Source organism: Kitasatospora sp. NE20-6 (genome assembly GCF_045862635.1).
This window is the reverse complement of record NZ_BPRL01000002.1, coordinates 39294-51767: the sequence shown is the minus strand read 5'-3', so window position 1 is coordinate 51767 and position 12474 is coordinate 39294. Positions and strand designations below refer to the sequence as shown.

Genomic DNA, 12474 nt, shown 5'->3' with positions numbered 1-12474 from the left:
CCGGCACAGCCCTTGACGCGCCGGAGCCCCGGCCCGCCGGGGTGCGGCGGGCCGGGGCTCCGGTACGGAGGGGGCGCGGGTCAGGTGATGTCGTCCATCTGCTCGCGGCGGGCGGCGGGCACCGGGGCGGGCAGCTCCGGCGCGGCGGACGCATCCGGTGCGGCGGACGCCTCGACGGCCTCCGCCCCCGCCACGCCCTCGACGGTGAGGTCGACGTGCGAGGCCTCCTCGTCGTCGAGGTCGGCGTCGGGGTTGCGGCGGGCCCGGCGGCGGTCGTTCATGATCGCGATGCCGGCGGCGAGGAAGTAGAGCGCCCAGATCGGCGCGGCCAGGGCCAGCATGCTGAGCGGGTCGGCGCTGGGGGTGGCGAACGCGGCGAAGACGGTGATGCCCATGACCATGGCGCGCCACCAGCCCAGCAGCCGCTTGCCGCTGAGCACACCGATGAAGTTGAGCATCACCAGGAACAGCGGCAGCTCGAAGGCGCAGCCGAAGACCAGCACCATCCGGGTCACGACGTCGAGGTAGTCCTCGGCGGGCATGATCGGCACGGCGCCGGTCGGCGTGAAGGAGATCAGCATCTCGGCGGTGGCCGGGAGGATCAGGTAGGCCAGGGCCGCGCCCGCCAGGAAGAGCGGGATGCCCGCGGCGAGGAAGCCCAGCGTGTACTTCCGCTCGTGCTTGTGCAGGCCGGGCGAGACGAACGACCACAGCTGGTAGAGCCAGACCGGCAGCGCGGCGACGACGCCGGCGGTGAGGCTGACCTTGAGCGCCAGGGTGAACGGCGTGAGCAGGCCGATCGTGGAGACCAGCGCGCAGCGCTCGCCCTTGGGGTTCAGGCCGTCGCCGCCGCAGGCGGGCAGCGGGTCGAGCAGGAAGTCGGTGAGTTCCCGGTGGAAGAACGCCGCGGCGATCGTCGTGACCACGATGGCCAGGACCGACCAGACGACGCGGTTGCGGAGCTCGCGCAGGTGGTCGGCGAGCGCCATCCGGCCCTCGGGGTCCTTGGGCGGCTTCGGCGCCTTGGAAGACTTGCTCAAGCCCGGTCCTCAACTCGTACGACGGAGCCCGCCGGCCGGCGGACCCCCGGTGGCCTGTGCCGGCTCAGCCCTTCGGGGCCGTGCCGTGGTCGGCGGTGGCGACCGGCCGGGCGGAGCCCGCTCCGGGTGCCGCCTTGATCGTCCTGGCGGCGGGTGCCGCCTCGGGGCGGGCCTGCGGGGCGCCGGCGCCGTCCGTCCGCAGTGCCCTGGCCTCGCTGCGCAGGATGCGCAGGGTCCGGCCGAGTGCCCGCGCGGCGTCGGGCAGCCGCTTCGCCCCGAAGAGCAGCACCGCGAGGACCGCGACCACCAGGATCGCCGTCGGCGAGATGCGCATGTGCGACCACCTTCCTCCGCGGGGCCGGGCGGCCCCGTTCCGGGCGATGGTAGCCGCTGCCCCTCACGCCCCGGCAACCGCCGTCCGGGTAGGGCCCCGGCCGCACCGCGGGGCCTGTCACGAGGGTACCCGGCGGGTCAGCGGCGCGGGAGGTCCCGGGCCGCCGACGCCAGGGCGCGGGAGGCGGTGTCGACCTCGCGGGCGAGCGTCCGGACGTCCGCCCAGAGCCGGCAGGCGAGGACGCCCAGGACGAGCAGGCCCGCGGTGGCCAGCAGGACGGCGGCGGTGAGGGTCCACGACATGGGCCGACCCTACCCGTCCGGCGCGTGCGCGCCGGCCGTGCCCGCCGCGGTCAGCCCTCCACCGGCAGCAGCCGCATGGTGCTGACCCCGGCGGCGGTCATCGCCTGGACGATCTTCTCCCCCGCGGGCTTGCGCACGGAGGCGCCGCACTCGGGACAGACGAAGCCGTAGAAGGTGCGTTCCGGGGTGGGGCCGAGGGCCAGCCGGAAGTCCTCGGCCGGGACCTCGACCTTCTCCCGGCACTGCGAGCAGTACACCTGGAACCTGGTGCCGTACGCCACCGGTCAGGACCGCCCGTCCGGGTAGCCGCCGAGGGCGGCGAGGGCGGCGTCGCGGGCCTGGCCGGCGAGGTCGGGCGGGGAGACGATCCGGCCGTCGCGGCCGAGCCGCAGGGCGAGCGGGCGCAGCCCGGACGGGTCCGCGCTGCGCAGGGTGATGCGCAGCCCGCCGTCGGGCAGTTCCTCGGCCTTGTCGTGGGTGTAGTACTCGGCGACCCAGCGCCCGCCGGGGCCGACCTCGACGACGACCTCGGGGTCGTCCGCGGCCGGGTTGACGAGGCCGGCGGAGAGGTCGCGGGGTTCCAGCCGGGGCGGGTCGGCGGGCTCGTCGAGCACGCGGAGTTCGGCGACCCGGTCGAGGCGGAAGATCCGGCGGTCCTCGGAGGTGCGGCACCAGCCTTCGAGGTAGGTGTGGCCCTCGGCGACGAGGCGGATCGGGTCGACCTCGCGCTCGGTCATGCCGCCGCGCCCGTGCGACCAGTAGCGCAGCCAGAGGCGGCGGCCCTCGGTGAGCGCGCGGTCGATGTCGGCGAAGACCTGGCCCTCGGCCTCGAAGGTGACGCCGATGCGGGCGCTCGACTCGGCGCTCTCCCCCGCGGCGTCCTCGATCTTGGTGACGGCGCGGGTCAGGGCCTCGCGGTCGCGGCGGCGCAGGCCGGGCAGGCCGGCGACGGCGCGGGCGGCGACGAGCAGGGCGGTGGCCTCGTCGGCGGCGAGGCGCAGCGGCTGGGCGACGTCGTCGACGTTGTGCCACCAGATGCGGTCGCCGTCGGTGTCGATGTCGAGGAGGTCGCCGCCGCGGAAGCTGGTGCCGCACATCGGCAGCACGTTGAGGTCGCCGATGAGTTCGCGCTCGGTGATGCCGAAGGCGCGGGCCACCTCGGCGACCTCGGCGCCGGGCCGTTCGCGGAGGTAGGTGACCAGCGAGAGCATCCGCCGGGTCTGGTCGATCGCGTTGCTCATGCCCCCACCTCGTTGAGTCCGGCCACCGCGCGGAGCCGGTCGATGACGTCCGCCCGCAGGTCGTCCGGTCCGAGGACGACGACGTCGGGCCCGAACTCGGCGAGGTCGGCGCCGAGCCCGTTGCCGTACGGGATCTCGAGTTCGTCCCACTGCTCGTCGACGCGGCTGCTGGCGACGGCCTTGGCGCGGAGCGGGAAGGCCGCGCCGCGGCGCAGCCGGACGGTGGCGGTGGTGGTGGCGCCCTCGCCGGCGAAGCGGGCGACGGTGGCCCGGACGTCGACGTGCTCGGGGATGTCGCCGGTGAAGACGCCCGCGCGGGAGCGCACCTTGCCGGTGATCCGGCTGAGGCGGAAGACGCGGGCGCTGCCGCGGTCGCGGTCGAAGCCGGCGAGGTACCAGTGGCCGCGCCAGCACTCCAGCGCCCACGGTTCGACGGAGCGCTGCTCGGGACCGGCGGCCCCGGCCTTGCGGTAGTCGAAGGTGACGGGGCGCCGGTCGCGGGCGGCGACGAGGAGGGGCTCGAAGGCGGCCTCGCGGGCCGGGATGCGGGGCTGGAGCGCGCTGTGCTCGGCGTCCTCGGCGAAGGGCACGCCGGCCGCGCGGAGCTTCTGCAGGGCGCCGCTGGCGGCGCCCGACATCTTGGCCTGCTGCCACACCCGGGCGACCAGGGTGAGGGCGGCGGCCTCCTCGGCGTCGAGGGCGATCTCCGGCAGGCGGTTGCGGTCGCGGCGGGCGAGGTAGCCGATCTCGCCGTCGATCGCGTTCTCGTCGACGTCGATGACGAGGCCGAGCTCGCGGAGGTCGTCCTTGTCGCGCTCGAACATGCGGTTGAACGCGTCCTCGCTGCCCTGCTGCCAGGCCTCGCGGTAGGCCTCGACGGATTCGCGCAGCTCCTTCTTGGAGAGCGGCCGTCTGGTGTTCATCAGACAGAGCGCGAGGTTCATCAAGCGCTCCGCCTTGGCGATCGCCATCGCTGGCCTTCCTGTCCGTGGTGACCGGCGCTTTCGTGATCCGGCGGACCCGACCGTACCGGTCCGGACACGCGCGGCGAAAGCCGAGTCCGGGTTCGGCGGCGGGTGCGGCCGGAAACGGCGCCGGGCCGCACCCCGCGGAGGGGTGCGGCCCGGCGTGCGGCGGTGTCAGACGCCGAGCAGGTCGACCACGAAGATCAGGGTCGAACCGGCGGGGATCAGCGGGCTCGGCGACTGGTTGCCGTAGGCCAGGTGCGGCGGGATGACCAGCTCGCGGCGGCCGCCGACCTTCATGCCCTGGACACCCTGGTCCCAGCCCTTGATGACACGGCCGGCGCCGAGCGGGAAGCGGAAGCTCTGGCCGCGGTTCCAGGAGGCGTCGAACTCCTCACCGGTGGAGAAGGTGACACCCACGTAGTGGACCTCGACGGTCGCGCCGGCCTTGGCCTCGGCACCGTCGCCGACCAGGATGTCGCGGATCTGCAGCTCCACCGGCGGCTCGCCGCCCGGGAATTCGATCTCCGGCTTGGTAAGGCTCACAACAGACTCATCTCGTTCGTCGGTACGGACACGACGGGGCGGCGGGGCACCCCTGCGATCCACCGTACGGCGCTCCGCCTCCCGTCACGGCCATCCGGCCCGGAACGACGTGTCGTCCGGGCCGGGCGGCCTGCCGGCACCTAGTCCTGGGACCCGATGCCGGCATCCAGGATGTCGATCACGAAGACGAGTGTCGAATTGGCGGGGATGTCGCCCTGCGCCTGGTCCTTGTAGCCCAGCGACGCGGGGATGACGAGCTCGATCCGGCTGCCGATGGTCTGGCCGGTGACGCCCTTGTCCCAGCCCTCGATGACGCCGCCGCCACCGGTGACGAAGGAGAACGCCTGACCCCGGTCGAGCGAGGAGTCGAACTTCTTGCCGTCCTTGTACAGCGCGCCGGTGTACTGGACGAGGACCTTCTCGCCGGACTCGATCTTGCGGCCCTTGCCCTGGACGAGCACGTGCGACTTCAGCTCGGTCGGGTCGGCCGCGCCCTTGACGGGCGTGATGGTCGCCGGCTTCTTGCCGTTGTCGGTGACCTTCGGCATGTCGGCCGGCGGCGGGGTGACGGTGCCGCTGACCACCGCGTCGGGGGCGGTGGCGCCGCGGACGTCGATGACGAACACCAGGGTGTCCTTCGGGCCGACGCCCATGCCGGTGTTGCCGGCGGAGCCGAACGCGGCGGCGGGCGGCGCGACGACCAGCAGGCGGCTGCCCGCCTTGTGACCGGCCACGGCCTGGTCGAGGGCCGGGATCAGCTTGCCCAGGCCGGCCTGGAAGAGCTGCGGCTTGCCGGAGGCGTAGGAGTCCTCCAGGTCCTTGCCGGTGCCCCAGTTCTTGGCGGAGAAGTCCGCGGTGACCCAGGTGTTCTTCTCGACCTTGACGCCGTCGCCGGCCTTGATCTCCTTCACCACGAAGGTGCCGTCGGCGGCCTCCTTGGGCAGGGTGATCGTCGCCTTCGTGCCGAAGTCGCCGGTGACCGTCGGCAGCACCTTGGCGCTGTCCTTGATCGGCGGCACCGGCGCCTCGGTGGGCGTCGGCGAGGCGCTCGCGACGGAGTCCGGGGTGGCCGCGGCGGACGGGGAGTCGTCCTTGTTCACCATGTACAGCGTGATGCCGCTGCCGACGATGAGGACGGCCAGCACGGTGCCCAGGACGACGCCGAGGCGGCCCACGCCGGGCGGGTCCTCGTCGTAGCCGGCCTCCGAGAGGTCCTTGCGCCGCACGGTCGACGCGAAGACCTGCGGCTCGTCGTCCTCCGGGTTCCCGGCGGGCCGGGCCGGGGTCTGGCCCCAGCCGGCCTGCTGCTTCAGGATCGCGGGCGGGACGACGATCGACTCGCCGTCGCCGGGCAGCGGGCCGCCGGGCCGTGCGGCCGCCGGGTCGCCCGCGGCGGTGCCGGTCTCGCCCGGGCTCGACGCTTTCTCAGTCATGACTCCCCATCCATCTCGCCGTGCCATGCCCTCGCCGGACCTGACCCCGCCTGCCACAGTGCGGAAAACGGCAGCAGTATGTCAGGTCCGCATGAGGACGGGCCCTCCCGGTGCACGATCCGTCCGCCGGGGGGCGGCGTCAGACCGCTTCCAGGATGTCGATCACGAACACCAGGGTGGCGTCGGCCGGCACCGGCCCGCTGGACTGGTTGCCGTAGCCGAGCGCGGGCGGCACCACGAGCATGACCCGGCTGCCGACGGTCTGGCCGACGAGCCCCTGGTCCCAGCCCTTGATGAGGCTGCCCGTGCCGACCTGCAGGGCCTGCGCGCCGCCGTGCTCGAACGAGGAGTCGAACTGCTTGCCGTCCGACCACAGCACGCCCGTGTACTGCACCAGCAGCTGCTGGCCGGACTGCACCTCCTTGCCGTCGCCCTTGATCAGCACGTAGGTCTGCAGCTCGGTCGGCGGGGCCTGGCCGGGCGGGATGGTGATCGTCGGCGCCTGCTTGCCGTTGTCCTTCACCTGGGGCGCCGTGGCGGGCGGCTGGGTGACGTCGCCGGAGACGGTCGAGTCCGGCGGGACGACGTCCACGATGTCGAGCACGAAGACCACGGTGTCCTGCGAGCCGACCCCGGCGGAGGTGTTGCCGGCGGTGCCGAAACCGGCCGCGGGCGGCGCCACGACGAGCAGCCGGCTGCCGGCCTTCTTGCCGACGACGGACTGGTCGAAGGCGGGCACCAGCTGCCCGCTGCCGGCCTGGTAGAGCTGGGGCTTGCCGCCGGAGTCGTAGGAGCTGGAGACGTCCTTTCCGGTCGTCCAGTCCTTGGCGGTGTAGTTGACGGTCACCCAGTCGCCCTTGGCGACGGTGGCCCCGTCGCCCTCGTGGACGGTGGCGACGACGAACTCGCCGCCGGGCTTCTCCGCCGGGATCTCGATGACGGCCTTCGAGCCGACCTCCCCGGAGACCTTGGGCATCGGGTCGGCCGACTCGACCGGGCTCGGCACCGCCGTCGCGGACGCGGAGGCCGTGGGCGAGCCGCCGGACGAGCCGGACGAGCCGCTGCTGCAGCCGGACAGCACCACGACGAGCAGGGCGGCTAGGGGCACGGCCGGCAGTCCGGCGAATCGACGCATGGCCGCCAGCGTATGGCCCGGGTCCGCCCCCGCCGGGGAGGCACACGCAAGCCAAAAGGGCGGTGCCCGGACGGACCGTCCGGGCACCGCCCCCGCGCCGCCGTCACATGCCGGCGATGAGCTTCTCCACCCGCTCGTCGACCGAGCGGAAGGGGTCCTTGCACAGCACGGTGCGCTGCGCCTGGTCGTTGAGCTTCAGGTGCACCCAGTCGACCGTGAAGTCGCGCCGCTGCTCCTGCGCCCGGCGGATGAAGTCGCCGCGCAGCCGGGCCCGGGTGGTCTGCGGGGGCACCGACTTGGCCTCGAAGGTCTTGAGGTCGGTGGTGACCCGTGCGGCCCGCCCCTTGTTCTGGAGCAGGTAGAACAGGCCGCGGCGGCGGTGGATGTCGTGGTACGCGAGGTCGATCTGGGCGACCCGCGGGTTCGACATCGTCATCTGGTGCTTCTCGCGGTACCGCTCGATCAACCGGTACTTCATGATCCAGTCGATCTCGGTCGAGACGCGGTCGAGGTCCTCGGTGCGGACGGCCTCCAGGGTGCGCCCCCAGAGTTCGAGCACACGGGCGATGGTGCCGGTGTTGAGGCCCTTGCGGTCCGCGAACTCCAGCGCCTTGGTGAAGTACTCCTCCTGGATGTCCAGCGCGCTGGCCTCGCGGCCGTTGGCGAGCCGCACCTGGTGGGTGCCGGTCAGGTCGTGGCTGACCTCGCGGATCGCCCGGATCGGGTTCTCCAGGGTGAGGTCGCGCATCACCACGCCCGCCTCGATGAGGCGCAGCACGAGGTCGGTGGCGCCGACCTTGAGCAGGGTGGTGGTCTCCGACATGTTGGAGTCGCCGACGATGACGTGGAGGCGGCGGAACCGCTCGGCGTCGGCGTGCGGCTCGTCGCGGGTGTTGATGATGGGGCGGGATCGGGTGGTCGCCGAGCTGACGCCCTCCCAGATGTGCTCGGCCCGCTGGCTGACGCAGTAGACCGCGCCCCGCGGCGTCTGCAGCACCTTGCCGGCGCCGCAGATCAGCTGGCGGGTCACCAGGAACGGGATGAGCACGTCGGCGAGCCGGGAGAACTCCCCGTGCCGGGCCACGAGGTAGTTCTCGTGGCAGCCGTAGGAGTTGCCGGCCGAGTCGGTGTTGTTCTTGAAGAGGTAGACGTCCCCGGCGATGCCCTCCTCGTGGAGGCGCCGTTCGGCGTCCACGAGCAGGCCCTCCAGGATGCGCTCACCGGCCTTGTCGTGCGTCACCAGTTCGGTGACGTCGTCGCACTCCGGAGTGGCGTACTCGGGGTGCGAGCCCACGTCGAGATACAGGCGTGCACCGTTGCGCAGGAACACATTGCTGCTGCGGCCCCAGGAAACTACGCGGCGGAAGAGGTACCTGGCCACCTCGTCCGGAGACAGACGCCGTTGTCCCCGAAACGTACACGTGACACCGTACTCGTTCTCCAGCCCGAAAATTCGGCGGTCCATGAGGCATCTTTTCTCTTCCGGGAGCATTCCGAAACCCCTTCGGCCCAGCCGAAAGGACTAACGGCCCTGCCGACGGTTCCGGGCACGGTCCTCGGCAATCCGACCATGCCGCCGCGTCAAATCCCGGCAGGCGCACGTGAATCCCGTACGGCGCGGTTCCTGCGCCGTACGGGATTCACGCGGCCGGGTCACCCGTCGGCCGGCGCCCCGCCTGCGGACGGCTCGTCCTCGTTCACGGCGGACGGCTCGTCCTCGTTCGCGGCGGACGCGTCGCCGCCGAGCAGGCGGCCGAGCTGGCCGCCCAGGATGCGCTTGAACTTGCGCTGCTGGACGCGCGCGCGGTCCAGCACGGCGACCTCCAGCTGCTCCGGCGTCAGGGTGCGCGGGCTGCCGCCGTTGGGGTCGCGGGCGAGGCCGTCCACGGCCACCCGGAGGGCCTCGGTGAGGGCCATGCCGGCCTGGTGGTGCTGGCCGATGTAGTTGCCGATGGAGTCGGAGTTGCCGCCGACGACGACGTAGTTCTTCTCGTCGACGACGGAGCCGTCCGGGGTGAGCCGGTAGATCTGGTCGTCGTCGACGCCGCGGCCGACCTCGGCGACGACCAGCTCGACCTCGTACGGCTTCTCGCCGACGGAGGAGAAGATGGTGCCGAGGGTCTGCGCGTAGACGTTGGCGAGGCCGCGGGCGGTGACGTCGGCCCGGTCGTAGGAGTACCCGCGCAGGTCGGCGTAGCGGACGCCGCCGATGCGGAGGTTCTCGAACTCGTTGTAGCGCCCGACCGCGGCGAACGCGATCTTGTCGTAGATCTCGGAGACCTTGTGCAACGCCCGGGAGGTGTTCTCCGCGACGAAGACGACGCCGTCGGCGTAGGTGAGCACGACCACGCTTCGGCCGCGGGCGATGCCCTTGCGGGCGTACTCCGCGCGGTCCGCCATGGCCTGCTGAGGCGAGACGTAGAACGGTGTGGACACCGGCGGTCTTCCCCTTCTTCCTGGGAGTGTGGCGGACTAGAGGAGCGGGGCCTGCGGCCCGTTGGGGTGCTCGCGGCGGCCGGCGGTGATGGAGGCCGCGATCTCGGCCACCTCGTCGTCGGTGAGCCGGCGGAAGCCGTCCTCGGTGATGAGCGAGACGATGGGGTAGATGCCGCGCGCGAGGTCGGGGCCGCCGGTGGCGGAGTCGTCGTCCGCGGCGTCGTAGAGCGCCTGGACGGCGAGGGTGGCGGCCTGTTCGCCGCCGAGGCCGTCGCGGTAGAGCTTCTTGAGCGAGCCGCGGGCGAAGACCGAGCCGGAGCCGGTGGCGGCGAAGCCCCGCTCCTCGGAGCGGCCGCCGGTGACGTCGTAGGTGAAGATCCGGCCGCGGCCGAGGTTCAGGTCGTAGCCGGCGAAGATCGGCACGACGGCGAGGCCCTGCATGGCCATCGCGAGGTTGGACCGGATCATGGTCGTGAGCCGGTTGGCCTTGCCCTCCAGCGAGAGGACGGCGCCCTCGATCTTCTCGTAGTGCTCCAGCTCCAGCTGGAACAGCCGGACCATCTCGACGGCGAGGCCCGCGGTGCCGGCGATGCCGACGGCGCTGTACTCGTCGGCGGGGAAGACCTTCTCGATGTCGCGCTGGGCGATGACGTTGCCCATCGTCGCGCGGCGGTCGCCGGCGATGACGACGCCGCCGTCGAAGACCGCCGAGACGATGGTGGTGCCGTGCGGCGCCTCGACGGCGAGCCCCTCGGGGAGGGTGCGGTTGCCGGGCAGCAGCTCGGGCGAGTGCCGGCCCAGGAACTCGAGGAACGACGACGACCCGGGGGTCAGGAAGGCAGCCGGTAGACGCCCGGTGCCACCAGTGTTGGCTTCCACACGATTCCTTCCAGGTTGACGATCAAGCACCTGATGCCCGGACCCTACCCGCGTCGGCCGCTCGTGATCCACAGGATCGCGAAGCCGTGCGGATGCCGCCGGGAGCCGCCGCCGAGGGCTGCCGTGGGAGCAGAGCGCGCTGCAGGCGTGCGGGTGCACACCTGCAGCGCGACACTGCGGAAGCGATTCGGGAAAGGGGAATACCCCCTCCTACTCGCCGCCCTTCTGCACGAAACCGCGGACGAAATCCTCGGCATTCGACTCGAGGACCTCGTCGATTTCGTCGAGCACGGCGTCGACGTCGTCGCTCAGCTTTTCCTGGCGCTCCTTGAGCTCGTCGGAGGCCTGCGTCTCGACGGACTGCTCCTCGACCTCCTCCGAGGAACGGTTCGCCCGCTGCTGGCCGCCGTCGGTGTCCTTGCTAGCCATTTCCCTCACCCCGCTCGCTCTGTGTGGTCAGACCCTATCCGCCGGGTACGACATTCGCGCCCGGTTCTGCTTCAACGTCCGGCGCTCACCGGAATGATTCCCCTTCGCGGCAGGATTCACCCCCGGTGATCGAAGAGTTACCCTCCGGACAGTACACGAACCAGTTCTTCGGCCGTGCGGCACCGGTCGAGCAGGCTCTCGACGTGCTCACGGGTGCCGCGCAGCGGCTCCATGGTGGGTACGCGCTGCAGCGAGTCCCGCCCGGGCAGGTCGAAGATGACCGAGTCCCAGGAAGCCGCGGCGACGTGGTCGGCGTACTGCTCCAGACAGCGCCCGCGGAAGTAGGCCCGGGTGTCCTCCGGCGGCTTGCCGACGGCCCGCAGCACCTCCTCCTCGGTCAGCAGCCGCTCGAAGCGGCCGCGGGCGACCAGGCGGTTGTAGAGGCCCTTGTCGGGCCGCACGTCGCTGTACTGGAGGTCGACGAGGTGCAGCCGGGGGTTGTCCCAGTCCAGGCCGTCGCGCTGGCGGTAGCCCTCCAGGAGCTCCTTCTTCGCGATCCAGTCGAGCTGCTTCGACAGGCTCATCGGGTCGCGCTCCAGCCGGCCCAGGACGTCCTCCCAGCGGGCCAGCACGTCGCGGGTCTGGTCGTCGGCGTCCTGGCCGTAGCGGTCCTCGACGTACTTGCTCGCCAGCTCGCAGTACTCCATCTGCAACTGCACCGCGGTGAGCTTGCGCCCGCTGCGCAGCGTGATCAGCTGGTCGAGCCCCGGGTCGTGGGAGACCCGGTGGAGGGTGCGCACCGGCTGGTCGACGGCGAGGTCGACGGCGATGAAGCCTTCCTCGATCATGGCCAGCACCAGCGAGGTGGTGCCGAGCTTGAGGTAGGTGGAGATCTCGGAGAGGTTGGCGTCACCGACGATGACGTGCAGCCGGCGGTACTTCTCGGCATCGGCGTGCGGCTCGTCGCGGGTGTTGATGATCGGGCGCTTGAGGGTGGTCTCCAGGCCCACCTCGACCTCGAAGTAGTCCGCGCGCTGGCTGATCTGGAAGCCGTCGGCGGAGCCCTCCTGCCCGAGGCCGACCCGGCCGGCGCCGGTCACGACCTGGCGGGAGACGAAGAACGGGGTGAGGTGGCGGACGATGTCGGCGAACGGTGTCGCCCGCTTCATCAGGTAGTTCTCGTGGGTGCCGTAGGAGGCGCCCTTGTTGTCGGTGTTGTTCTTGTACAGGTGGATCGTCTGCCCGTTGGGCAGTTCCAGGGCGCGGGCCGCCGCCTCGGCCATGATCCGCTCACCCGCCTTGTCCCAGAGCACGGCGTCGCGCGGGTTGGTGACCTCGGGCGAGCTGTACTCGGGGTGGGCGTGGTCCACGTAGAACCGGGCACCGTTGGTGAGGATGATGTTGGCGAGGCCGATGTCCTCGTCGGTGAGCTGGCTGGAGTCCGCCACCTCGCGTGCGAGGTCGAAGCCGCGGGCGTCGCGCAGCGGGTTCTCCTCCTCGAAGTCCCAGCGGGCCCTGCGGGCCCGGTGCATCGCCGCGGCGTAGGCGTTGACGATCTGGGACGAGGTGAGCATGGCGTTGGCGTTGGGGTGACCGGGCACGGAGATCCCGTACTCGGTCTCGATGCCCATCACGCGGCGTACGGTCATGCGGCCCTCCTTGCCCGTAGTGATCCTGCTGAGACGCGCCGTCCGGCTGCGGGGCGGGTGGCACCGCAGCCGGACGGAGGGTTCG

The 12474-nt window shown here is 71.9% G+C and carries 14 protein-coding genes; all 14 read right to left on the bottom strand.

Features of this window, described 5'->3' with window-relative positions; all coding sequences use genetic code 11:
* Positions 1-80: 80 nt before the first annotated feature.
* Complete coding sequence (gene tatC / locus SNE206_RS00820) at positions 81-1040, bottom strand: twin-arginine translocase subunit TatC (protein ID WP_407911351.1); 960 nt, start codon at positions 1038-1040, stop codon at positions 81-83.
* Positions 1041-1104: 64 nt separating this feature from the next.
* Complete coding sequence (gene tatA / locus SNE206_RS00815) at positions 1105-1374, bottom strand: Sec-independent protein translocase subunit TatA (protein ID WP_407911350.1); 270 nt, start codon at positions 1372-1374, stop codon at positions 1105-1107.
* A 137-nt stretch (positions 1375-1511) separates the two neighbouring features.
* On the bottom strand, positions 1512-1676 hold the full coding sequence (locus SNE206_RS00810) for a hypothetical protein (RefSeq protein ID WP_407911349.1): 165 nt from the start codon (positions 1674-1676) through the stop codon (positions 1512-1514).
* A gap of 50 nt (positions 1677-1726) precedes the next feature.
* Positions 1727-1957: a hypothetical protein gene (locus SNE206_RS00805; protein ID WP_407911348.1), complete on the bottom strand. Its 231-nt coding sequence runs from the start codon at positions 1955-1957 to the stop codon at positions 1727-1729.
* Between the two features lie 3 nt (positions 1958-1960).
* Entirely contained in the window at positions 1961-2917 is a 957-nt protein-coding gene (locus tag SNE206_RS00800) for a helix-turn-helix transcriptional regulator (RefSeq protein ID WP_407911347.1), read from the bottom strand.
* On the bottom strand, positions 2914-3888 hold the full coding sequence (locus SNE206_RS00795; RefSeq protein ID WP_407911346.1) for a helix-turn-helix transcriptional regulator: 975 nt from the start codon (positions 3886-3888) through the stop codon (positions 2914-2916). Before SNE206_RS00795 ends, SNE206_RS00800 begins: the two co-directional genes overlap by 4 nt.
* A 168-nt stretch (positions 3889-4056) precedes the next feature.
* The gene (locus SNE206_RS00790) at positions 4057-4428 is read right to left on the bottom strand and encodes an FKBP-type peptidyl-prolyl cis-trans isomerase (RefSeq protein ID WP_407911345.1); all 372 of its coding nucleotides are present in this window, start codon (positions 4426-4428) and stop codon (positions 4057-4059) included.
* A gap of 140 nt (positions 4429-4568) precedes the next feature.
* Positions 4569-5861, bottom strand: a complete 1293-nt coding sequence (locus SNE206_RS00785; RefSeq protein ID WP_407911344.1) for an FKBP-type peptidyl-prolyl cis-trans isomerase — start codon at positions 5859-5861, stop codon at positions 4569-4571.
* Positions 5862-6000: 139 nt separating this feature from the next.
* Positions 6001-6996, bottom strand: coding sequence for an FKBP-type peptidyl-prolyl cis-trans isomerase (locus SNE206_RS00780; protein ID WP_407911343.1), 996 nt, complete (start codon positions 6994-6996; stop codon positions 6001-6003).
* Positions 6997-7099: 103 nt separating this feature from the next.
* A complete protein-coding gene (gene pafA / locus SNE206_RS00775; RefSeq protein ID WP_407911342.1) occupies positions 7100-8461 on the bottom strand; it encodes a Pup--protein ligase in 1362 nt (453 codons plus the stop codon).
* Between the two features lie 188 nt (positions 8462-8649).
* Complete coding sequence (gene prcA / locus SNE206_RS00770; protein WP_407911341.1) at positions 8650-9432, bottom strand: proteasome subunit alpha; 783 nt, start codon at positions 9430-9432, stop codon at positions 8650-8652.
* Positions 9433-9468: 36 nt separating this feature from the next.
* The gene (prcB, locus tag SNE206_RS00765) at positions 9469-10311 is read right to left on the bottom strand and encodes a proteasome subunit beta (protein ID WP_407911340.1); all 843 of its coding nucleotides are present in this window, start codon (positions 10309-10311) and stop codon (positions 9469-9471) included.
* Positions 10312-10521: 210 nt separating this feature from the next.
* Complete coding sequence (locus SNE206_RS00760; RefSeq protein ID WP_407911339.1) at positions 10522-10740, bottom strand: ubiquitin-like protein Pup; 219 nt, start codon at positions 10738-10740, stop codon at positions 10522-10524.
* A 137-nt stretch (positions 10741-10877) separates the two neighbouring features.
* A complete protein-coding gene (gene dop, locus SNE206_RS00755) occupies positions 10878-12389 on the bottom strand; it encodes a depupylase/deamidase Dop (RefSeq protein ID WP_407911338.1) in 1512 nt (503 codons plus the stop codon).
* Positions 12390-12474: the final 85 nt, after the last annotated feature.

Coding starts and splice junctions, on each gene's coding strand:
- dop (WP_407911338.1), bottom strand. CDS start 12,389: ATGACCGTACGCCGCGTGATGGGCATCGAGACCGAGTACGGGATCTCC.
- tatA (WP_407911350.1), bottom strand. CDS start 1,374: ATGCGCATCTCGCCGACGGCGATCCTGGTGGTCGCGGTCCTCGCGGTG.
- SNE206_RS00760 (WP_407911339.1), bottom strand. CDS start 10,740: ATGGCTAGCAAGGACACCGACGGCGGCCAGCAGCGGGCGAACCGTTCC.
- SNE206_RS00780 (WP_407911343.1), bottom strand. CDS start 6,996: ATGCGTCGATTCGCCGGACTGCCGGCCGTGCCCCTAGCCGCCCTGCTC.
- SNE206_RS00795 (WP_407911346.1), bottom strand. CDS start 3,888: ATGGCGATCGCCAAGGCGGAGCGCTTGATGAACCTCGCGCTCTGTCTG.
- SNE206_RS00785 (WP_407911344.1), bottom strand. CDS start 5,861: ATGACTGAGAAAGCGTCGAGCCCGGGCGAGACCGGCACCGCCGCGGGC.
- SNE206_RS00810 (WP_407911349.1), bottom strand. CDS start 1,676: ATGTCGTGGACCCTCACCGCCGCCGTCCTGCTGGCCACCGCGGGCCTG.
- pafA (WP_407911342.1), bottom strand. CDS start 8,461: ATGGACCGCCGAATTTTCGGGCTGGAGAACGAGTACGGTGTCACGTGT.
- SNE206_RS00800 (WP_407911347.1), bottom strand. CDS start 2,917: ATGAGCAACGCGATCGACCAGACCCGGCGGATGCTCTCGCTGGTCACC.